Source organism: Parahaemophilus parainfluenzae (genome assembly GCF_001055095.1).
Lineage (GTDB): Bacteria > Pseudomonadota > Gammaproteobacteria > Enterobacterales > Pasteurellaceae > Haemophilus_D > Haemophilus_D parainfluenzae_Z.
Map to the genome: position 1 here is coordinate 117,996 of NZ_JVHG01000025.1, position 21,283 is coordinate 139,278.

At 40.7% G+C, this 21,283-nt stretch carries 22 protein-coding genes and 7 tRNA genes; 11 read left to right on the top strand and 18 right to left on the bottom strand.

The window, feature by feature from the left end; genetic code table 11:
* Position 1 precedes the first annotated feature (1 nt).
* From lptA to yjgA, 3 genes are all read right to left on the bottom strand, one after another.
* Positions 2-520, bottom strand: a complete 519-nt coding sequence (lptA, locus tag ADA56_RS08365) for a lipopolysaccharide transport periplasmic protein LptA (protein WP_049370126.1) — start codon at positions 518-520, stop codon at positions 2-4.
* Positions 501-1,109 carry an LPS export ABC transporter periplasmic protein LptC gene (lptC, locus tag ADA56_RS08370; RefSeq protein WP_005699894.1) on the bottom strand — a complete coding sequence of 203 codons (609 nt, stop codon included), beginning with the start codon at positions 1,107-1,109 and terminating at the stop codon, positions 501-503. Before lptC ends, lptA begins: the two co-directional genes overlap by 20 nt.
* Before the next feature lie 81 nt (positions 1,110-1,190).
* Entirely contained in the window at positions 1,191-1,727 is a 537-nt protein-coding gene (yjgA, locus tag ADA56_RS08375; protein ID WP_005697713.1) for a ribosome biogenesis factor YjgA, read from the bottom strand.
* 88 nt (positions 1,728-1,815) lie between these two features.
* On the opposite strand from yjgA, the gene pmbA reads away from it, so the two are divergent.
* Together pmbA and hpt are read left to right on the top strand one after the other, a co-directional pair.
* Positions 1,816-3,171 (top strand): metalloprotease PmbA, encoded by a 1,356-nt coding sequence (pmbA, locus tag ADA56_RS08380; protein WP_049370127.1) that lies wholly within the window; start codon positions 1,816-1,818, stop codon positions 3,169-3,171.
* Positions 3,172-3,373: 202 nt separating this feature from the next.
* Positions 3,374-3,913: a hypoxanthine phosphoribosyltransferase gene (gene hpt, locus ADA56_RS08385; RefSeq protein WP_049370128.1), complete on the top strand. Its 540-nt coding sequence runs from the start codon at positions 3,374-3,376 to the stop codon at positions 3,911-3,913.
* Positions 3,914-3,980: 67 nt separating this feature from the next.
* Here the strand turns inward: hpt and der are convergent, their stop codons facing one another.
* From der to dnaQ, 6 genes are all read right to left on the bottom strand, one after another.
* The gene (gene der / locus ADA56_RS08390) at positions 3,981-5,501 is read right to left on the bottom strand and encodes a ribosome biogenesis GTPase Der (protein WP_049370129.1); all 1,521 of its coding nucleotides are present in this window, start codon (positions 5,499-5,501) and stop codon (positions 3,981-3,983) included.
* A 111-nt stretch (positions 5,502-5,612) separates the two neighbouring features.
* Positions 5,613-5,689: transfer RNA gene (locus tag ADA56_RS08395), tRNA-Asp, on the bottom strand.
* A 27-nt stretch (positions 5,690-5,716) separates the two neighbouring features.
* A tRNA-Asp gene (locus ADA56_RS08400) sits at positions 5,717-5,793 on the bottom strand.
* 27 nt (positions 5,794-5,820) lie between these two features.
* Positions 5,821-5,897 (bottom strand) — tRNA-Asp (locus tag ADA56_RS08405).
* Between the two features lie 27 nt (positions 5,898-5,924).
* Positions 5,925-6,001 (bottom strand) — tRNA-Asp (locus tag ADA56_RS08410).
* A gap of 87 nt (positions 6,002-6,088) precedes the next feature.
* Positions 6,089-6,850, bottom strand: a complete 762-nt coding sequence (gene dnaQ / locus ADA56_RS08415) for a DNA polymerase III subunit epsilon (protein ID WP_049370130.1) — start codon at positions 6,848-6,850, stop codon at positions 6,089-6,091.
* 59 nt (positions 6,851-6,909) lie between these two features.
* Here dnaQ and rnhA point away from each other — a divergent pair, with 59 nt between their 5' ends.
* Positions 6,910-7,371 carry a ribonuclease HI gene (rnhA, locus tag ADA56_RS08420; RefSeq protein WP_005699219.1) on the top strand — a complete coding sequence of 154 codons (462 nt, stop codon included), beginning with the start codon at positions 6,910-6,912 and terminating at the stop codon, positions 7,369-7,371.
* Positions 7,372-7,395: 24 nt separating this feature from the next.
* On the opposite strand, the gene tesB is transcribed toward rnhA, so the two are convergent.
* From tesB to ADA56_RS08440, 4 genes are all read right to left on the bottom strand, one after another.
* Entirely contained in the window at positions 7,396-8,256 is an 861-nt protein-coding gene (gene tesB / locus ADA56_RS08425) for an acyl-CoA thioesterase II (RefSeq protein ID WP_049370131.1), read from the bottom strand.
* Positions 8,257-8,313: 57 nt separating this feature from the next.
* Positions 8,314-9,405 (bottom strand): redox-regulated ATPase YchF, encoded by a 1,092-nt coding sequence (gene ychF / locus ADA56_RS08430; RefSeq protein WP_049370132.1) that lies wholly within the window; start codon positions 9,403-9,405, stop codon positions 8,314-8,316.
* 66 nt (positions 9,406-9,471) lie between these two features.
* Positions 9,472-10,056 (bottom strand): aminoacyl-tRNA hydrolase, encoded by a 585-nt coding sequence (gene pth, locus ADA56_RS08435; RefSeq protein WP_014065080.1) that lies wholly within the window; start codon positions 10,054-10,056, stop codon positions 9,472-9,474.
* Positions 10,057-10,116: 60 nt separating this feature from the next.
* Positions 10,117-10,533 carry an EamA family transporter gene (locus tag ADA56_RS08440; RefSeq protein WP_049370133.1) on the bottom strand — a complete coding sequence of 139 codons (417 nt, stop codon included), beginning with the start codon at positions 10,531-10,533 and terminating at the stop codon, positions 10,117-10,119.
* An 81-nt stretch (positions 10,534-10,614) separates the two neighbouring features.
* Here ADA56_RS08440 and ADA56_RS08445 point away from each other — a divergent pair, with 81 nt between their 5' ends.
* From ADA56_RS08445 to miaB, 6 genes are all read left to right on the top strand, one after another.
* Positions 10,615-10,941 carry an RnfH family protein gene (locus tag ADA56_RS08445; RefSeq protein WP_005696455.1) on the top strand — a complete coding sequence of 109 codons (327 nt, stop codon included), beginning with the start codon at positions 10,615-10,617 and terminating at the stop codon, positions 10,939-10,941.
* A 4-nt stretch (positions 10,942-10,945) separates the two neighbouring features.
* The gene (locus tag ADA56_RS08450) at positions 10,946-12,157 is read left to right on the top strand and encodes a cupin domain-containing protein (protein WP_049370134.1); all 1,212 of its coding nucleotides are present in this window, start codon (positions 10,946-10,948) and stop codon (positions 12,155-12,157) included.
* On the top strand, positions 12,157-13,476 hold the full coding sequence (gene xseA / locus ADA56_RS08455; RefSeq protein ID WP_049370135.1) for an exodeoxyribonuclease VII large subunit: 1,320 nt from the start codon (positions 12,157-12,159) through the stop codon (positions 13,474-13,476). The genes ADA56_RS08450 and xseA overlap by 1 nt, the downstream gene beginning before the upstream one ends.
* A 159-nt stretch (positions 13,477-13,635) precedes the next feature.
* Positions 13,636-14,259 (top strand): ADP-ribose diphosphatase, encoded by a 624-nt coding sequence (nudF, locus tag ADA56_RS08460; protein WP_049370136.1) that lies wholly within the window; start codon positions 13,636-13,638, stop codon positions 14,257-14,259.
* 7 nt (positions 14,260-14,266) lie between these two features.
* On the top strand, positions 14,267-15,091 hold the full coding sequence (gene cpdA, locus ADA56_RS08465; RefSeq protein WP_049370137.1) for a 3',5'-cyclic-AMP phosphodiesterase: 825 nt from the start codon (positions 14,267-14,269) through the stop codon (positions 15,089-15,091).
* 150 nt (positions 15,092-15,241) lie between these two features.
* Entirely contained in the window at positions 15,242-16,666 is a 1,425-nt protein-coding gene (miaB, locus tag ADA56_RS08470) for a tRNA (N6-isopentenyl adenosine(37)-C2)-methylthiotransferase MiaB (RefSeq protein ID WP_049370138.1), read from the top strand.
* A 143-nt stretch (positions 16,667-16,809) separates the two neighbouring features.
* Here miaB and ADA56_RS08475 read toward each other — a convergent pair.
* The 5 genes from ADA56_RS08475 to ADA56_RS08495 all read right to left on the bottom strand — a co-directional run bounded on the left by ADA56_RS08475 (position 16,810) and on the right by ADA56_RS08495 (position 18,476).
* Positions 16,810-16,885: transfer RNA gene (locus tag ADA56_RS08475), tRNA-Lys, on the bottom strand.
* Positions 16,886-16,903: 18 nt separating this feature from the next.
* Positions 16,904-16,990: transfer RNA gene (locus ADA56_RS08480), tRNA-Leu, on the bottom strand.
* A gap of 4 nt (positions 16,991-16,994) precedes the next feature.
* Positions 16,995-17,070: transfer RNA gene (locus ADA56_RS08485), tRNA-Gly, on the bottom strand.
* Positions 17,071-17,225: 155 nt separating this feature from the next.
* Entirely contained in the window at positions 17,226-17,783 is a 558-nt protein-coding gene (pgsA, locus tag ADA56_RS08490) for a CDP-diacylglycerol--glycerol-3-phosphate 3-phosphatidyltransferase (protein WP_049370139.1), read from the bottom strand.
* A gap of 90 nt (positions 17,784-17,873) precedes the next feature.
* Positions 17,874-18,476: a peroxiredoxin C gene (locus tag ADA56_RS08495; protein WP_049370140.1), complete on the bottom strand. Its 603-nt coding sequence runs from the start codon at positions 18,474-18,476 to the stop codon at positions 17,874-17,876.
* A 140-nt stretch (positions 18,477-18,616) separates the two neighbouring features.
* Between ADA56_RS08495 and metC the strand changes: the two genes are divergently transcribed.
* Complete coding sequence (gene metC, locus ADA56_RS08500) at positions 18,617-19,807, top strand: cystathionine beta-lyase (protein ID WP_049370141.1); 1,191 nt, start codon at positions 18,617-18,619, stop codon at positions 19,805-19,807.
* Between the two features lie 91 nt (positions 19,808-19,898).
* A complete protein-coding gene (gene mpl, locus ADA56_RS08505; RefSeq protein WP_049370142.1) occupies positions 19,899-21,254 on the top strand; it encodes a UDP-N-acetylmuramate:L-alanyl-gamma-D-glutamyl-meso-diaminopimelate ligase in 1,356 nt (451 codons plus the stop codon).
* The last annotated feature ends 29 nt before the right edge of the window (positions 21,255-21,283 follow it).

A 21,283-nucleotide genomic window follows, 5' to 3' on the forward strand; every position in this document is an offset into this window, starting at 1 on the left:
GTTATTTTTTACCTTTTTGTTGTAATTGAGTTGGGATTAAGACGGTTTGAACTCGTGTTTTCCCATTACCATTGGCTTTTAACTGTTGTTTTTTCACATCATAAGTGATGCGTTCACCGTTAATTTTGCTATCTAATTGTTTTAATTCGGCATTACCAGTTAATGTTAAGAATTCAGTGCCTAAATCGTAGTGAACTTTATTGGCTTTACCATCAACAGGCTTACCATCATCAAGTTGTTGGTGGAAAGTAACAGGGCTACCAAATGCTTCAACAGTTTCTTTTTTACCTGAATTTTCTGGTGGACGAGTAATAACCACTTTATTGGCTTTAATCAAAATGGAACCTTGTGTAATCACAACGTTATCCGTAAAGGTTACCACGCTGTTTTCCATATCTAAAGATTGATTATCTGAGACAATATTAATCGGTTTGTTGGTATCGTCTTTTAACGCAAAAGCAGATAAAGAAGTCATCATTAACGCCGTTAAAAGCAGAATTTTATTGTTTGTTGATTTCATAATATGTTTTTACCTGTTCCTTTAGAGTTGCAACTTGCTGACGTAAATTTCCGACGAGCTTCAATCCACTCGAGTTAAAGTTTAATCCGTTAATTTTTACTTGCGTGTCGGAAGTAATGTCTTGTGTTTTTAAATTAATCACTGCGGCTTCTGTCTCAACGCGTTGTAGGCGAGATAAAGGATCAAGACTTTCTGCAACCACACCGCCTTCAAGATAGAGCATTTGATCTTTTGTTAATTTTGCCTTTTTCGCGCTAAGCTTCCAATTTTGTTTTTCTAATTGAATTTTATCGGTTTTCGCTTCTTTGTCTTTATTATCTAAAGAGACATCAAAAAGATAGACTAACGGCGAAATAAAATCCGTATGACCGTCTTGTGTGTAATATTCCACTTTGTCGGAAATCGCGAGATACTGTTTTTTACCTTCAGGCGAGAATACTGTAGTTTCCATTTTATTACCGACGTATTCCGGGCTATCAGGCTTTTTAATGAGGCTTTGTAAATCGCTATGATCTTGATTAAGCGAATAATACCAGCCCAATAAAGCAAGAGCGATGACACCTAAAATAATATTCCAACGAATATTCATAAATAACGTTTTTTCCTTATAAAAAGGGTAGTCAATCATAGCACTTTTTTGACACAAAGTGCGGTCAAAAATAGCGGTATTTTAGTCTTCTAAAATAAGTGTTTTTAAGATCTGATAAATCTCTCTATAAGCTTTTGACGGCTTATTTTGTTCCTTCTCTTTTTGTGCTGCACGAATCAAATTTCGTAAGTGTTGGCGGTCTGCAGAAGGATGTTCATTTAACAAATCAGTCAGAGCCGCATCACCTTTTGCAATCAATTCATCACGTAAGATTTCCAACTTATGTAGCATAGCTTGTTGCTGATTATGTTTGTTTTCAATTTTTTCTAAAGCTTCACGAATAGGCTCTGCATCAATTGAGCGTAAGAGCTTACCGATGTATTGCAATTGGCGACGACGAGCCTCTTTTTGCAGGCGTTGCGCTAATTCAATGGCATCTTTTAAGCTATCGTCTAGTGGAACCTTAGTCAGATTTGCTTTGGTTAAGTTCACCAATTTCTCGCCGAGCTGTTTTAAATCCTCAGCGTCGCGTTTGATTTCACTTTTACTTACCCAAATAATCTCTTCTTGGTCTTCATCTTCCCAATCAAAGGCTTCTTTTTTCTTACGTTTTGCCATTCTGTTACCTTATGAAAAATTTGGTGCATTTTAGCATAAACTTTCAAAATAAGATAAAATGGCGCAAATTTTTAATAGGATTATCACCATGAAAACAGCAGAAAATTTAACCGCACTTTTAAAATCTCAAGAGCAAACATTGCGAGATGCAGTCAGTTTTGCTATTGAAACCGCCCAGAAAGCGGGCGCCACCGCTGAAGTAGGTGTGACAAAAGTGAGTGGTTTATCGGTTTCAACCCGTCTGCAAGAGATTGAAAATGTTGAATTTACTAACGATGGGGCATTAGGTATTTCTGTTTATTTAGGCCAACAAAAAGGCAATGCGTCCACCTCAGATTTAAGTGAAGATGCGATTAAAAACACCGTCGAAGCCGCGCTCGCTATTGCAAAATATACTTCGCCAGATGATTGCACAGGGCTAGCAGATAAAGAACTAATGGCTTTTGAAGCCCCCGATTTAGAACTTTATCATGAGGCAAGTGTTGATGTTGAACAGGCTACAAAATTAGCTTTAGAGGCTGAAAAATCAGCGTTGGAATACGATGCTAAAATCGTGAATAGTAATGGAGCAAGCTTTAATTCACATACAGGCGTGCGTGTTTATGGCAATACACACGGCATGCTACAAAGTTACTTATCTAGCCGTTATTCTTTATCTTGTTCGGTGATTGGTGGCGAGCTAGATCAACTGGAAAATGACTACGAATACACGGTTTCACGTGAGTTTGAAGCGCTTTCTTCCGCGGATTGGGTAGGGCAGAATTGTGCTAAAAAAGTGATTGCGCGTTTAAATCCACAAAAATTAACAACACGTGAAGTGCCCGTGATTTTCTTAAATGATGTGGCAACAGGATTAATTTCTCATTTAACAGGGGCGATTAGTGGCGGCAGCTTATATCGTAAATCCAGTTTCTTGCTCGATCATCTTGGAAAACAAGTATTGCCAGATTGGTTCCAAATCAGTGAGCGTCCGCATTTGTTAAAACGTTTAGCCTCTACACCTTTTGACAGCGAAGGAGTGCGAACACAAGATCTTGAAATTATTCAAGATGGCGTGTTGCAAACCTATTTACTTACGAGCTACAGCGGTAGAAAAATGGGCATGCAAAGTACTGGGCATGCAGGCGGTATTCACAACTGGCTCGTGAAACCAAATTTAACGGGCGGATTGACCGCACTTTTACGTCAAATGGGCACCGGTTTATTGGTTACCGATGTCATGGGGCAAGGCGTAAATATTGTGACAGGGGATTATTCTCGTGGCGCAGCCGGTTTCTGGGTGGAAAATGGCGAGATCCAATATCCGGTTGCCGAAATTACCATTGCAGGTCAATTACAAGATATGTTGAAAAATATTGTGGCAGTAGCAGATGATGTTGAACATCGATCCAATATCCAAACTGGTTCAATCCTACTCGACAAGATGAAAATCTCAGGGAATTAATAAATTTATAAAAATGATAATAATTCTTATTGACAGATATTTTCTTTCTGCTACTATACACACATCTGTTTCGTAGCGATTGCAGGTTGCTTCAACAGGTAGAGTAGAAAGTAAATTCGTTAGGGTTAAAAAGGCTGAAGGTTTAAACTTCAGCCTTTTTTATTGTAGAATACGCAAACGATTAAATTAAAAAGGAAAGACCATGAAAAAACACCACGTCGATATTATGATTTCAGAAGCGGATGTCCGTAGTTGCATAGCTGAACTTGGCGCGGAAATTACGCATTTTTATCAACAAAAAGCCATTGATAAACTGATTGTTGTCGGGCTTTTACGTGGTTCATTTATGTTCATGGCCGATCTGGTGCGTGAATTAAAATTACCGGTAGAAGTGGAGTTTATGACCACTTCAAGCTATGGTAGCGGAATGACAAGTAATCACGATGTGAAAATTACGAAAGATCTTGAAGGCGATATTCGTAATGAACACGTGCTAATTGTTGAGGACATTATTGATACGGGTTACACCCTTGAAAAAGTGCGTGGTATTTTAAATTTACGCGATCCTGCAAGCTTAGCGATTTGTACCTTGTTAGATAAACCTTCTCGCCGAGAAGTGGAAGTACCTGTTGAATGGATTGGTTTTTCTATTCCGGATGAATTTGTTGTCGGCTATGGTATTGATTATGCTCAACGTTATCGTAATCTAGGCTATATTGGTAAAGTAGTCATAGACGAATAATTTATTTTTCAATAAAAAGAGCGGTCAAAATTCACAGTGATTTTTGACCGCTCTTTGTTTATTAAGATTAGCGTTTAGCTTTTTTGATAAACTTCATTAAGCGTTTACGTTTACGTAATTGGTTTGGGGTGAGTTTATTTTTTCTACCCGCGAATGGGTTTGAACCTTCTTGGAATAGCAAGCGAATTGGCGAACCAATAATTTTCAAACTCTTACGATAATAATTAGATAAATAACGTTTGTATGAATCCGGTAATTTATCCATTTGGTTACCATGCACCACGATAATTGGTGGATTATAGCCGCCTGGGTGAGCGTATTTTAATTTAATGCGACGACCGCCAATCATTGGTGGTTGATGCTCATCCGTTGCCATTTGTAAAATGCGGGTGAGAAGAGACGTCGTCATTTTTTGCGTCGCGCAAGCATAAGCTTCTTTAATCGAATCAAAAAGATTACCCACGCCACTGCCGTGTAAGGCAGAAATAAAATGCACACGAGCAAAGTCGATGAAATCAAGACGGCGATCTAATTCGGATTTGACGCGATCTTTCACATCTTGATCTAAGCCATCCCATTTATTTACGACGATCACCAGTGAGCGACCCGCATTTAAGATAAAGCCAAGTAGAGAGAGATCTTGATCTGAAATGTTTTCACGCGCATCAATTGTGAGTAATACCACGTTTGCATCTTGAATCGCCTGTAATGTTTTGATGACAGAGAATTTCTCAACGGCTAAATGTACTTTACCACGTTTACGTACACCTGCTGTATCAATCAAGGTGTATTGCTGACCATCACGTTCCATTGGAATGTAGATACTGTCACGTGTTGTGCCTGGCATGTCGTAAACGACCACGCGATCTTCACCTAAAATACGATTGGTTAATGTAGATTTACCGACGTTTGGACGGCCTACAATCGCGATTTTGATATTTTTATCTTGTTCTTCTTCAAGCTCTTCGTCTAATGCGTCATCAATTAATGAAGTATCTTCTTCTGAATCGAAGTCGAATTCCTGATCCCATTCATCTTTTTCTTCTTCATCAGAAGTGCGGTCATTTTCCGCTTCATTTTCTTGTAATTTTTCCGCCAAAGGTGCAAGTACTTGCTCCATTAACTGGGTTACGCCACGACCTTGTGATGCGGCAATTTGTTCTATTTCACCTAAGCCTAACTGATAGAATTCCGCACAGTGTGAATCTGCATCAATACCGTCAGTTTTATTTGCTACAACCACGGTTGTTTTATTAGTACGTTGGCGTAAGTAATTGGCAATACCAATGTCTGCAGCCGTTAAACCTGCGCGCGCATCCACTAAGAAAAGCACGACATCGGCTTCTTCAATCGCTAATAAGGATTGTTCTGCCATTTTTTCTTCAACGCCTTCTTCTGTGCCATCAATACCGCCGGTATCGATCACAATGAAATCATAGCCAGAAATATTGGCATGGCCGTATTTACGATCTCGGGTTAAACCAGGGAAGTCAGCTACAAGCGCATCGCGAGTACGAGTTAAACGATTGAATAGGGTGGATTTGCCTACGTTTGGGCGACCCACTAAGGCAACGACAGGAGTTGTCATAAAAATATCTCTGTAAAGTGTAAATTTGGTTAATTATAGCGAATGTTGGCTGGTAGGTAAAATTCGGGCATAAAAAAAGCACCTTCTGGTGCTTCATTATCTCGGCCTAATTGGCGGAATGGACGGGACTCGAACCCGCGACCCCCTGCGTGACAGGCAGGTATTCTAACCAGCTGAACTACCACTCCGTGAGTATATTAAGACAAGTTTTAAATTGGCGGAATGGACGGGACTCGAACCCGCGACCCCCTGCGTGACAGGCAGGTATTCTAACCAGCTGAACTACCACTCCGTGAGTATATTAAGACAAGTTTTAAATTGGCGGAATGGACGGGACTCGAACCCGCGACCCCCTGCGTGACAGGCAGGTATTCTAACCAGCTGAACTACCACTCCGTGAGTATATTAAGACAAGTTTTAAATTGGCGGAATGGACGGGACTCGAACCCGCGACCCCCTGCGTGACAGGCAGGTATTCTAACCAGCTGAACTACCACTCCGCTAAGTGCTGGGTATAATAATGATGAACGTTAAAACCGTCAATCTTTTTTTTCTTTTTTATGTTTATCTGATTAATAGATAACCGATTAATGTGAGGTTTCATCCCCCGTACGAATAGACCAAAAACATTTGCCATCGCTTTTTTTATTGACCAATTTAATGAAATCTAAATGGGCTTGGAGTTCATCATCAGTGGGTTGTAACACTTTTAAATTTTGCGAAAAATTGACCGCACTTTGAAGATCTTGAACATTGGCTGTCGTTTGGATAATCGAACTATCTGCATGCTCTTCATCAAATAAGCTGGTTTGACCGCCTGTCATGGACAAATAAACGTCGGCTAAAATCTCCGCATCCAGTAAGGCCCCGTGGAGCGTGCGTTTGCTGTTATCAATGCCTAAACGATCACACAACGCATCTAAGCTATTCCGTTTTCCAGGATACATTTGGCGTGCCATTTGCAACGTATCGGTAACAAGGCAAATATCGTTCGTTTTGATATCTAACCCGAGTTTACGGAATTCATAGTCCATAAAGCCCACATCGAAGGGCGCGTTGTGAATCAGCAGTTCAGCACCGCGAATGTATTCAATAAAATCTTGTGCAATTGTTTTGAAATCTGGTTTATCTGCCAGCATTTCATCCGTAATACCGTGAACTTTAATGGCATCGGGATCAACCAAACGATCTGGCTTAATATAAATATGGAAATTATTGCCCGTATATTTGCGATTGATCATTTCCACCGCGCCAATTTCAATAATGCAATGTCCTTCGTAATGTGCACCAATTTGGTTCATACCGGTGGTTTCAGTATCCAGTACAATTTGGCGATCCGGATTTATCATTGTTCTACCTATCTGTTTCCTTTAAAATACTGCCTATTTTACACAAGCTCGAATTAGTTATGCAAAAACAGATTGAAATTTTTACGGATGGATCTTGCCTAGGCAATCCGGGAGCCGGTGGCATAGGGATTGTCCTGCGCTATAAACAGCATGAAAAACATATTTCAAAAGGGTATTTCAAAACTACCAATAATCGCATGGAATTACGAGCAGTGATTGAGGCTTTAAATAGCTTAAAAGAGCCTTGCCATGTGACGCTTTATAGCGATAGCCAATATATGAAAAATGGCATCACACAATGGATTTACAATTGGAAGAAAAACAATTGGAAAGCGAGCACGGGCAAAGCGGTAAAAAATCAGGATTTATGGATTGCGTTAGATCAGGCGATTCAAACCCATAACATTGATTGGCAGTGGGTAAAAGGCCATTCTGGCCACCGTGAAAATGAAATTTGTGATGAATTAGCCAAACAAGGTGCAGAAAATCCAACTTTCGAAGATATTGGTTACGAAGGCTAGTCTGCACCTGGTTTTAAAGTGCGGCTATTCTTGATAACGAATTAAACCTTCCTGCTGTGTGGTGGCAATTAGTGTGCCATCTGCAGCAAAAATTTGTCCTCTCGCTAAACCACGTCCGGCAAAAGCATTGTTACTTTCAATGGCATGTAAGTGCCAATTATTTAAATTGAAAGGGCGGTGGAACCAAATACTGTGGTCGATCGTGGCTACTTTCATCCCTTTCTGTAAAAAGCCTTTCCCATGTGGGTGAAGTGCGGTCAAAATACAGTGGAAATCAGAAAAATAGGCCAAGAGACATTGTTGAGTTTGCAAATCTAATGGTGCCTCTCCATTGGTTTTAAACCAAGCATATTGTTCAGGCGGCAGTTCACGACCATCAAATGGATTGTTCAAATATCGGCTATGAATCTGAAATGGTCGTTCTTGAGCAAATTTTTCACTCAAGCTTTCAGGCAAAGTCTGCGCTACTTTTAACATGATTTCGTGTTCATCAATACATTGCTCAGGGCCTGGTACTTGTGGCATAGCGGATTGATGATCGAAACCTTCTTCAGGTACTTGAAATGAGGCGGTGACGTGGCAAATCACATTTTTATGCTGAATGGCTTTTACGCGTAATGCAGAAAAGTTACGTCCTTCACGTAAAGTTTCCACGTCATAAATAATCGGGTATTGACTGTCGCCAGGTGCTAAAAAGTAAGCATGACAAGAATGGAGTACGCGCTCTGGTGGGGCAACCTGCATTGCAGCAGACAGAGATTGAGCGACTACTTGACCGCCAAACACTTGACGAAAACCTAAGTCTTCACTCGCACCGCGAAAGATAAGATCATCAATTTTTTCTAGTTTTAACAATTCGATGAGTTGATTTAATTTATCCGACATTGTTTTTTCCTTTTATAAATACAAAAAGACCGCATAGTTATGCGGTCTGAAGCGTTTTTATACGTTAAAGCGGAAGTGCATAACATCACCATCTTGGACGATGTAGTCTTTACCTTCTAAGCGCCATTTACCGGCTTCTTTTGCACCATTTTCACCTTTGAATTGGATGAAGTCATCGTAAGCAATTACTTCTGCACGGATGAAGCCTTTTTCAAAGTCTGTGTGGATTACAGCCGCTGCTTTAGGGGCGGTTGCACCAACAGAAACCGTCCATGCGCGTACTTCTTTCACACCCGCAGTGAAGTAGGTTTGAAGATTTAATAAGGCATAACCTGCACGAATTACACGGTTTAAGCCAGGTTCTTCAATACCAAGATCTTGTAAGAATTCGATTTTTTCATCGTCATCAAGCTCAGCAATTTCTGCTTCAATCGCTGCACATACAGGCACCACAACAGAGCCTTCTTTTTCTGCAAACTCACGCACTTTATCTAAATATGGGTTATTTTCAAAACCGTCTTCATTCACGTTAGCAATGTACATGGTTGGTTTTAATGTGAGGAAGTTATAGTTTTTAATTGCTAATAACTCATCTTTATCTAAAGGAACAGAACGAATCATGCCTGCTTCAGAAAGTACAGGAAGGATTTTCTCCATCACAGAAAGCTCAAATTTTGCGTCTTTATCGCCACCTTTTGCACGTTTTTGTAAACGTTGGATGGCACGTTCACAGCTGTCTAAGTCAGCAAGGGCTAATTCGGTATTGATGGTTTCGATATCGCTTAATGGGTCGATTTTACCCGCAACGTGCACGATGTCATCATTTTCAAAACAACGAACAACATGACCAATTGCATCAGTTTCACGGATATTAGCTAGGAATTTATTCCCTAAGCCTTCACCTTTACTTGCACCCGCAACCAAACCAGCGATATCCACAAACTCCATGGTGGTTGGCAACACACGTTCAGGTTTAACAATTTCCGCTAACGCATCTAAACGCGGATCTGGCATTGGTACCACGCCAGTATTTGGCTCGATTGTACAGAACGGATAGTTTGCCGCTTCGATACCGGCTTTGGTTAATGCATTAAAAAGAGTCGATTTACCGACGTTTGGCAAACCAACGATACCACATTTAAATCCCATGATGTTTTCCTTATTGTGAGCGTAAGTGCGGTTAAAAGTTATGGTGTTTTTTACCGCACTTTTGAGTTAAATTTTAAAACTGTTTAAGCGATTGGTGGCTTTCACCATGCCTTCTTTGAAAAGCAATTCAATGCAATCGGTGGCTTCGTCTAACGCTTTATCGAGTGCTTCTCTTTCTGCTGGTGCGGGTTTGTTAAGCACAAAACCTGAAACTAAATCACGGTGTCCAGGATGGCCAATGCCAATGCGTAAACGATAGAAATTGTTGCTGTTACCAAGCTGAGCCACGATATCTTTTAAACCATTGTGTCCGCCATGTCCGCCACCTTGTTTTAATTTTACGGTGCCCGGCGGTAAGTCTAATTCATCGTGTAGCACTAAAATTTCTTCTGGTTTGATGCGATAAAAATTAGCAAGTGCCCCCACGGCTTTTCCGCTTAAATTCATAAACGTCGTTGGCACTAAAAAACGGACTTCTTTGCCATTAATCAGTGTTTTTCCTACATAACCGAAGAATTTATTTTCTGCATTAAGCGAAACATTAAAGCGACGAGCCAAACGCTCAATCAGCCATTCACCTGCATTGTGGCGGGTTTCCGCATATTTATCGCCAGGGTTTCCCAGCCCCACGATGAGTTTAATTTCAGACATAGTTTTCTGCTTGAATAAAAATAGTGGCGTATTGTAGCGAAAAAGGGCTAATTTCTCAATCTATAAGGCTAAGACTAAAACGCCTGAGAGAATTAATAGACTTCCCATAACTAATTTTATACTTAAAGGTTCGCCTAGTAATACTACGCCTAAAATAATGGCAATCACGACACTGAGTTTATCTATAGGGGCAACCCAAGAGGCGGGCGCCATTTGCAACGCACGATAATAACAAAGCCAAGATAGACCCGTAGCAACACCTGAAAGAATTAAAAAGGTGAGTGGTTTTGCTGCAATATGTTGTGGTAGCTGCCATTCATTGCGGGCGCTAATGATGCCCGCTGTAACGAGTAACACCACAATTGTGCGGATAAAGGTCGCGAGATTGCTGTTAATGCCTTCAACCCCTAATTTTCCTAAAATAGCGGTAAGCCCAGCGAAAAAGGCTGAGCCAATGGCAAAAAATACCCAATTCATGATGAACTCCTGATTTTATCGTTAATATTGACCGCACTTTTCCGCTATAATAACGGAAAACTCATCAAGACAGAATAAGACATGAACCAAATTAATATTGAAATCGCCTATGCCTTGCCGGATCGTTATTATTTGAAGTCCTTCAAAGTGGATGAAGGCACGATGATCCAAACGGCTATTTTGCAATCAGGCATTTTACAACAGTTTACTGAGATTGATTTGCGCGAGAATAAAGTCGGGATTTATTCCCGTCCTGCAAAATTAACCGATCAATTAAAAGATGGCGATCGTATTGAGATTTACCGTCCATTATTAGCCGATCCTAAAGAAATTCGTCGTAAACGTGCAGCAGAGCAAGCCAAAGCCGCACAAGAAAAAGCCCAACAAGAAAAACAGGAAAAGGAGTAAAAAAATGACCGCACTTTCCAACCAATATTGTCTGCCTGATGGCATTACCCCTGAAATTTTCTTGCGTGATTATTGGCAGAAAAAACCATTGATTATTCGTAATGGTTTGCCTGAAATTGTTGGACAATTTGAGCCTGACGATATTATCGAATTAGCACAAGGCGAAGATGTGACCGCGCGTTTAGTGAAAACCTTTTCAGATGATAATTGGAAAGTGTTTTTCAGTCCGCTATCCGAAGAAGATTTTGCAGATGTACCCGAGAAATGGTCTGTGCTTGTACAAAATCTAGAACAATGGAGTACAGAACTCGGTCAGCTTTGGAATAAATTTGGCTTTATCCCACAATGGCAACGCGACGATATTATGGTGTCCTATGCACCTAAGGGTGGTTCTGTTGGTAAGCATTATGACGAATATGATGTATTCTTAGTTCAAGGCTATGGCCATCGTCGTTGGCAGTTAGGTAAATGGTGCGATTCTTCCACTGAATTTAAACCAAATCAGCCGATTCGTATTTTTGATGATATGGGCGAATTGGTAATTGATGAAGTGATGAATCCAGGCGATATTCTTTATATTCCGGCTCGTATGTCACATTATGGTGTGGCAGAAGATGATTGTTTGACCTTTTCTTTTGGCTTGCGTTACCCGAATTTAGCTGACATTTTTGATAACGTGAATAAAGCGTTTTGTCATCAGGATCCTGAATTGAATTTAAGCGAATTCCAATTACCGTTACGCTTAACGCAATCAGAGCAAAGTACGGGCAAATTGGCAGATGAAAATATTCAAGCAATGAAAAAGCAATTCTTAGCGAAATTGGCAGAGTCTGAAGCCTTTGATACATTATTCAAACAAGCAGTAGCAGGCACAGTGAGCTCACGTCGCTATGAAATATTGGTATCCGATGAGATGTCCGATCCTGACGAAGTGCGGTCAATTTTAGAAGAGGAACAAGGTGTATTAATGCAGGACAATAACTGCAAATTACTTTACACCGAAAATCCGCTCCGCATTTATGCGAATGGAGAATGGTTGGATGAAGTGAATGTTATTGAAGCGGAAGTGTTGAAACGCCTTTCTGATGGTGAAGCGCTAGATTGGGCATTCTTAAATAATTTAGTGAATGATACAGAAGATCCTGAAAGTACACTGGAATTATTGCTCGATTCGATTTGTAACTGGTTAGATGACGGTTGGGTGTTGATTGAATAATGTCTGAAAACATTTACTCCGTTTCCCAATTAAACAGCGCAGCCCGGCAAATGCTGGAAGGGCATTTTTCACAAATTTGGCTCACCGGTGAAATTTCCAATTTCACCCAACCGGTGTCGGGACATTGGTATTTGACCTTAAAAGATGAGAATGCCCAAGTGCGTGGCGCGATGTTCCGCATGAAAAATTTGCGCGTGGGATTTCGTCCGCAAAATGGTATGCAGGTGTTGGTGCGGGCGAATGTCAGTTTATATGAGCCTCGCGGTGATTATCAGCTGATTATCGAATCTATGCACCCTGCGGGTGAAGGCTTGTTGCAACAGCAATTTGAAGCGTTAAAAATGAAATTGGCGGCTGAAGGGTTGTTTGCACAAAATTTGAAGAAAAGCTTACCGGACTTTGCTAAAGCGGTGGGGATTGTTACCTCTTCGACTGGTGCCGCGTTGCAAGATATTCTGCATATTTTGGCTCGCCGAGATCCAAGTTTAAAAGTGGTGATTTACCCAACGGCAGTGCAAGGAAAAGAAGCAACGGCTGAAATCGTCCAAATGATTGAACTCGCTAATGCGCGTCAAGAAGTGGATGTATTGATCGTCGGTCGAGGTGGTGGTTCCTTAGAAGATCTTTGGTGCTTTAATGAAGAAGAAGTGGCGCGTGCGATTTTCCGTTCCAATTTACCGATTATTAGTGCGGTTGGTCACGAAACGGATGTCACCATTGCCGATTTTGTGGCTGATTTACGTGCGCCGACACCGTCTGCAGCGGCGGAGTTAGTGAGTCGCAATCAGCAGGAATTACTTCAACAGTTATCCTATAAACAACAGCGTTTAGAGATGGCGTTGGATCGTATTTTTAGTCATCAACAACAACGTTTACAACAGTTACGTTTACGCTTGCAAAATCAACATCCGCAAAATCAATTATTAATGCAGAAAGCCCGAACGGCGCAATTACATCATCGTCTCGTGTTAGCGATGCAGCGCCAAATGGATAAAACGCAGCAAAAATTGACCGCACTTTCCGCGCGCTTAAAACAAAATCCGTTGCCTTATCGCTTGCAAAAACAATCTCAATATTTAGCCCAGTTACAAGTGCGGTTAAATTTAGGGGCGAATCGTCAAGTCACGGAACGTCAAAATAAATTAGCAACATTGTGTGGTAAGCTAGATGGATTAAGCCCATTGAAAGTGTTAGCACGAGGGTATTCCATTGCAGAAGACGCCAAAGGACATGCCATTGTGAGTGTGAAACAAGTCAAAACAGGCGACACCATTAAAACGAAGGTGGCTGATGGGGTAATTACCAGCCGCGTTTGTTAATTCAATAGATTCTTAATGTAAACCTATGATGAATAAGAAATCATCATAGGTTTTCTTTTTTTGTGACCAGCTTCAAAGTTTCGACAAAAAAATAGAGGGTTCAGTTTTTTTTATTTTTTTATGGGAGTATTATGCGACCTCGATACTAGGAGAGTAATGATGTCAGAAATTCAACAGTTTAGTCAGCATGATATAGAAGTTCTTAATGAAGAAACTGTTTATAAAGGTTTTTTTACACTTAAGAAAGTACAGTTTAAACATAAGCTTTTTGCCGGTGGAGAAAGTGGTGTCGTGACAAGGGAGTTGTTGGTCAAAGGTGCTGCTTCTGCAGTGATTGCTTACGATCCGGAAGAAGATGCAGTGGTTTTAGTTGAGCAAGTACGTATTGGTGCATATCAGCCTGAAGCAGCTCGTTCCCCTTGGTTATTAGAATTGATCGCCGGGATGGTAGAAGAGGGTGAACAACCTGAAGAAGTCGCTTTGCGTGAAAGTGAAGAGGAAGCAGGCGTATGCGTTCAAGATCTCACACATTGTTTAAGCGTGTGGGATAGCCCGGGCGGTGTCGTCGAACGTATTCATTTGTTTGTCGGACGAGTAGATAGCTCGCAAGCCAAGGGACTTCATGGTTTAGCTGAAGAAAATGAAGACATCCGTGTTCATGTGGTGAAACGTGAGCAAGCCTATCAATGGATGTGTGATGGCAAAATTGATAATGGCATTGCAGTAATGGGCTTGCAATGGCTTCAATTAAATTACGCCCAATTGCAGCAACGCTGGCAATAGGAGTCTCATGAGCAATACATTTGAATACGAACCCGCGAGTGAAGTTGTTAAATTATTACAAATTACCGATCCTCATTTGTTTAAAGATACAAGCAAAGACTTATTAGGTATCAACACGCACGAAAGTTTTTCTCAGGTGTTAAAAGAAATTCAATTGGAGTCTTTTGAGTACGATGTCGTGCTTGCAACAGGGGATTTGGTACAAGATAGTAGCGACGAAGGCTATCTGCGATTTGTTAAAATGGTTAAACCGTTAAATAAGTCAGTATTTTGGCTTCCGGGTAACCATGATTTTCAACCCAAAATGGTCGAGCATTTAAGCCAATCGCCTATTAATGCGTCAAAACATTTACTTCTAGGCAAACATTGGCAAGTGATTTTGTTAGATAGCCAAGTATCCGGTGTGCCTCATGGTGAATTGAGCGCTTATCAGTTAGATTGGTTAAAAACAAAATTAGCTGAAAATCCAGCGCGTCATAGCTTAGTCGTCTTACACCACCACCTATTGCCAACGAATTCAGCATGGCTTGATCAGCATAATTTGCGTAATGCGCATGATTTTTCAACCGTTCTTGCTCAATTCAACAATGTAAAAGGGATCTTATACGGGCATATTCATCAGCAGGTTGATGGCTATTGGCAAGGTTATCAAACCATGGCAACACCCGCGACTTGTATTCAATTTCAGCCGGATAGCAATCATTTTGCGTTAGATACCTTACAACCAGGCTGGCGTGAAATTGAGCTACACCCAGATGGACGAATTGAAACAAGGGTGAAGAGAATCAAACAAAAAACATTCCTACCCAATACGGAAGAAGAAGGATACTAAACAAAGTGCGGTTAAAATTCAGGTGATTTTAACCGCACTTTTTCTATACCGAAATAGGTAAAAGTCCATTTTACACTAGCCAGAATTGCCACAAATCTGTACAATAGCCGACCGATTTTATCTTTTTACTAATCTTTATTTTTAAGCAATATGACGCAAAAATTACATATTAAAACATGGGGCTGTCAGATGAATGAGTATGATTCATCAAAAATGGCCGATCTTCTCTTAAATACACATGGTTTGGAATTAACTGATATTCCAGAAGAAGCAGATGTATTGCTTCTTAACACCTGTTCTATCCGTGAAAAAGCACAAGAAAAAGTATTCCACCAATTAGGTCGTTGGAAAGAATTAAAAAAACAAAATCCAAACTTAGTGATTGGTGTGGGCGGTTGTGTGGCCTCACAAGAAGGGGAACATATTCGCCATCGTGCGCCTTATGTGGATATCGTATTTGGTCCACAAACTTTACATCGCTTACCAGAAATGATTAACCAAATTCGTGGCGGTAAAAGTTCGGTGGTGGATGTCAGTTTCCCAGAAATTGAGAAATTTGACCGCTTACCGGAACCTCGCGCAGAAGGACCAACCGCGTTTGTGTCTATTATGGAAGGCTGTAATAAATATTGTACTTACTGCGTGGTGCCTTATACCCGAGGTGAAGAAGTGAGCCGTCCTGTTGATGATGTATTATTTGAAATTGCACAGTTGGCCGATCAAGGTGTACGTGAAATCAATTTATTAGGCCAAAACGTAAACGCATATCGTGGCCCGACATTTGATGGTGGTATCTGTACATTTGCCGAATTATTGCGTTTAGTGGCGTCGATTGACGGTATCGACCGTTTACGCTTTACCACGAGCCATCCAATCGAATTTACTGACGATATTATTGATGTGTATCGTGATACACCAGAATTAGTGGACTTCGTACACTTGCCGGTACAAGCCGGTTCAGACCGTATTTTAACCATGATGAAACGTGGTCATACCGCGTTAGAATATAAATCGATCATTCGTAAATTACGTGCAGTTCGTCCAAATATTCAAATCAGCTCCGATTTCATTGTTGGCTTCCCAGGTGAAACGAAGGAAGAGTTTGAACAAACCATGAACCTGATCGCACAAGTGAATTTTGATATGAGCTTTAGCTTTATCTATTCCGCGCGTCCAGGTACACCCGCAGCAGACATGCCAGATGATGTAACCGAAGAAGAGAAGAAACAACGTCTTTATCTTTTACAAGAGCGTATTAACCAACAAGCGGCACAATATAGCCGTCGTATGCTTGGCACAGAGCAACGTGTATTGGTAGAAGGGCCGTCTAAGAAAGATATTATGGAATTAACAGGACGTACTGAGAATAACCGTATTGTGAATTTCCAAGGCTCACCAGATATGATTGGTAAGTTTGTCGATATAAAAATTACCGATGTTTATACTAATTCTCTACGTGGCGAGGTGGTGCGTACTGAAGATCAAATGGGATTACGTATTGCACAATCACCGCAAGAAGTGATGAACCGTACTCGTAAAGAAGATGAATTAGGCGTAGGGCGTTATCACGGCTAATCATTTAAAATGAACATGAATAAGTAACCGTACGAAAGTGCGGTTATTTTTTTATGTGTTTTTTAGAAAAAAAAGAGAGTAGGAAAGTCTTTATCCTAAATTTTAGGCATAAAAAAAACACCCGTTAAGGTGCTGATTTAGAGTGGTGGGTCGTGAAGGATTCGAACCTTCGACCAACGGATTAAAAGTCCGCTGCTCTACCGACTGAGCTAACGACCCACTGGTATCATTTCGAAATGGTGCCCGAAGCCAGACTTGAACTGGCACGCCTCGAAAGGCGAGGGATTTTAAATCCCTTGTGTCTACCGATTCCACCACTCGGGCAAATTGGAGCGGGAAACGAGGCTCGAACTCGCGACCCCGACCTTGGCAAGGTCGTGCTCTACCAACTGAGCTATTCCCGCGTTTGCTTGTTGCCAAACAACGGGGCGTATTTTACGGATTTATCTTATTGTGTCAAATAAAATTCGTAAAAAAATTTTTTGATTGGTTAAAAATAATTCAAAAACAAAAGGTGCGATTAAAATAACCGCACCTTTTATTTAAAATTTAGCCAATTCTATAATTCAATGTTATCTAACAAGCTGCCTTTTGCTGCTTTCAAGTATTGGAGCATTGACCAAACGGTCAAAATTGCCGCTAAATAGAGTAGTACAATTGCTAGTGTTTCCATATAGACATTATACCGCCAGAGTAATCCACCTAAAGCTAGCATTTGAGAGGTGGTTTTTACTTTTCCCATCCATGAAACGGCCACTTTATTACGTTCACCTAATTCAGCCATCCATTCACGTAAAGCAGAGATAATGATTTCACGTGAAATCATAATAATAGCGGGGATAGTAATCCAGAAAGAATGTTGATATTCCACGATTAACACAAGGGCAGTAATAACCATCACTTTATCAGCTACAGGATCAAGGAACGCACCGAAGCGAGTTGTTTGTTTTAATTTTCGAGCAAGATAGCCATCAAACCAGTCGGTGACACCCGCGATAAAGAAAATAAGAGTGGTAATGAAAGGCGCAGAAGGGATAGGCAAATAAAACGCCAAGACGAAGAATGGAATTAAAATCACTCGGAGAATCGTCAGGAAAATGGGAATATTATATTTCATAAAAATAACCGCACTTTGGTTAAAGATACGTTCATTTTAAAGGATCTACAAAAATAAAAAAAGCCACTTAATGTGGCTTTTTCTTAAAAATTAAAGTTTGTCAGCGTTTTGTTTCAAGTATTTAGCAACACCTTCAGGGCTGTCCTTCATACCTTCTTTGCCTTTTTCCCATTGAGCTGGGCAAACTTCACCGTGTTCTTCGTGGAATTGTAACGCATCAACCATACGTAACATTTCATCGATGTTACGACCTAATGGTAAGTCGTTTACGATTTGGTGACGAACAACACCGTTTTTGTCGATTAAGAATGAAGCACGTAATGCCACACCTTCTTCTGGATGTTCGATACCGTATGCTTTAGCAATTTCGTGTTTAACGTCAGCTGCTAATGCATATTTAACTGCACCGATACCGCCGTTTTCAGTTGGGGTATTACGCCATGCATTGTGAGTGAATTCTGAGTCGATAGAAACACCAACCACTTCAACACCACGTTTTTTGAACTCTTCATAACGGTGGTCGAATGCGATTAATTCAGATGGGCAAACGAAAGTAAAGTCTAATGGGTAGAAGAATAATACCGCAGCTTTACCATTAACGTGTTTTTTGAAATTGAAGTTGTTAACGATTTCACCATTGCCTAAAACTGCAGAAGAAGTAAAATCTGGAGCTTGACGAGTTACTAATACCATAGTCATAATTCCTATATAAATGTTAATAAAAATTTTGCTAACGCAAAAACTCGGTAGTATTCTAAAAAAATTGACCGCACTTTAACAGCTGTTTTTATCTATTGAATTAATTAATATTGTCTAAGTTACAGGTGAAATATATGTCAGAACATCATACTTTATCAACCACACTGGTTCATGCCGGACGTAAAAAACGTTTTACCCAAGGGGCGGTAAACCCGGTAGTCCAACGTGCTTCTTCTTTAGTGTTTGACACTATTGCTGATAAAAAACATTGTACAAAAAATCGTTACAAGGGAGAGCTTTTCTATGGACGCCGTGGCACGTTAACGCACTTTGCACTTCAAGATTTAATGTGTGAAATGGAAGGCGGAGCGGGTTGCTATCTTTATCCTTGTGGTGCCGCAGCGGTAACCAATGCTATTTTATCATTTGTAGAAACGGGCGATCACGTTTTAATGACCGGTGCGGCTTATGAGCCAACACAAGATTTTTGCAATGTGATTTTGAAAAAAATGCATATTGATACAACCTATTATGATCCCATGATAGGTGCTGATGTTGCCAAACTCGTGCAACCAAACACGAAAGTCTTATTTTTAGAGTCGCCAAGCTCTTTAACGATGGAAGTGCCTGATATCCCCGCGATTGTTAAAGCGGTTAGAGCTGTAAGCCCAGAAATTGTCATTATGATCGATAATACATGGGCGGGAGGCGTACTATTCAAAGCGTTAGAACACGGTATTGATATCTCTATTCAAGCTGGGACTAAATATTTAGTCGGACATTCTGATATTATGATCGGTACTGCTGTGGCTAATGCACGTACTTGGGATAAATTGCGCGAACATTCCTATTTAATGGGGCAAATGGTCGATGCCGATTCCGCTTATACGACGGCTCGTGGCATTCGCACTTTAGGTGTACGATTAAAACAACATCATGAAAGTAGTTTAAAAGTGGCCAAATGGTTAAGTGAACAACCAGAAGTGAAAGCAGTTTATCATCCAGCATTACCAAGCTGCCCAGGTCATGAAAACTTTAAACGTGATTTTACGGGTGCAAGCGGTTTATTCTCTTTTGAATTACATAAGCGTTTAAATGACGAAGAGCTTGCTGCCTTTATGGATCACTTTGAACTTTTCACGATGGCTTATTCTTGGGGTGGCTTTGAATCGCTCATTTTATGCAATCAACCAGAAGAAATTGCGAAAATTCGCCCAGGTATTGAGCGTAAATTAACGGGCTCATTAATTCGTCTGCATATTGGATTTGAAGACACAGATGAATTAATTGCCGATCTTCAAGCGGGCTTTGACCGAATCAAATAATAAAGAGGGCTGTTTATGTAAACAGCCCTTATTTACTCAATCTTTGAGTTGATTTATCATAGTCAGCATTTTTAGCAACTAGAGAAGAACAATGAAACATATTCATATTTTAGGCATCTGCGGGACCTTTATGGGCGGCGTCGCGATGATTGCCAAACAATTGGGTTATAAAGTCACAGGCTCCGATACCAATGTTTACCCACCAATGAGCACTTTTTTGCAAGAGCAGGGCATTGAAATTATTCCTAATTATGATGTGGCTCAACTTCAACCTGCACCCGATATGGTGATTGTTGGCAATGCCATGAAACGTGGTAATCCTTGCGTAGAATATGTTTTGGATAATGCCTTGCCTTATACATCCGGCCCGCAATGGTTGCACGACCATTTATTGCGTAATCGCTGGGTGTTAGCGGTTTCAGGTACACATGGTAAAACCACAACCACCGGTATGTTAACTTGGATTTTAGAACAAAATGGGCTAAAACCCGGTTTTCTAATCGGTGGTATTGCGGGAAATTTTGGTACCTCTGCTCGTTTAGGGGAAAGTGAGTTCTTCGTGATTGAAGCGGATGAGTACGATACGGCGTTCTTTGATAAACGTTCTAAATTTGTACATTACAATCCGAAAACCTTGATTATAAACAATATCAGCTTCGATCATGCTGACATCTTCGATGATCTTCACGCGATCCAGCGTCAATTCCATCATATGATCCGCACTATTCCTTCTACAGGACGCGTTCTTTCTTTTGCAGATGAACAGAGCGTGAAAGAAACCCTCAATATGGGATGTTGGTCAGAACAGCAATTTATCGGTAAAGATAAGGAATGGTTTGCGGAACGTATTACCAATGATTGCTCTGAATTTGCCGTATTTCATCACGGCCAAAAAGTTGCAGAAGTGAAATGGAATATTGTTGGGCAGCACAATATGCACAATGCTTTAATGGCGATTGCGGCGGCTTACCATGCGGGTGTTAAAATTGAAGATGCATGTCAGGCATTAGGCAGCTTTATCAATGCAAAACGTCGTTTAGAAGTGAAAGGGGAAGTAAACGGTATTACGGTTTATGATGACTTCGCTCACCATCCAGAAGCAATTCTTGCGACACTTACTGCGTTGCGTGACAAAGTAGGTGGTGGTGTACGTATTCTTGCGGTATTAGAACCACGTTCAAATACTATGAAAATGGGCGTACATAAAGATGAAATTGCCCCAGCACTTGGGCGAGCTGATGCGGTATTTATGCTACAACCAGATAATATTCCATGGGATGTGGCTGAAATTGCAGGACAATGTGTGCAACCGGCACATTACACAGGAAATGTTGATAAATTAGTCGATATGATTGTGGCGGAAGCAAAACCAACAGATCACATTCTTGTGATGTCAAATGGTAGCTTTGGCGGCATTCATCAAAAGATTTTAGATCGATTAAAATAATCTCAATGTAAAGTGCGGTCAAAAATGAG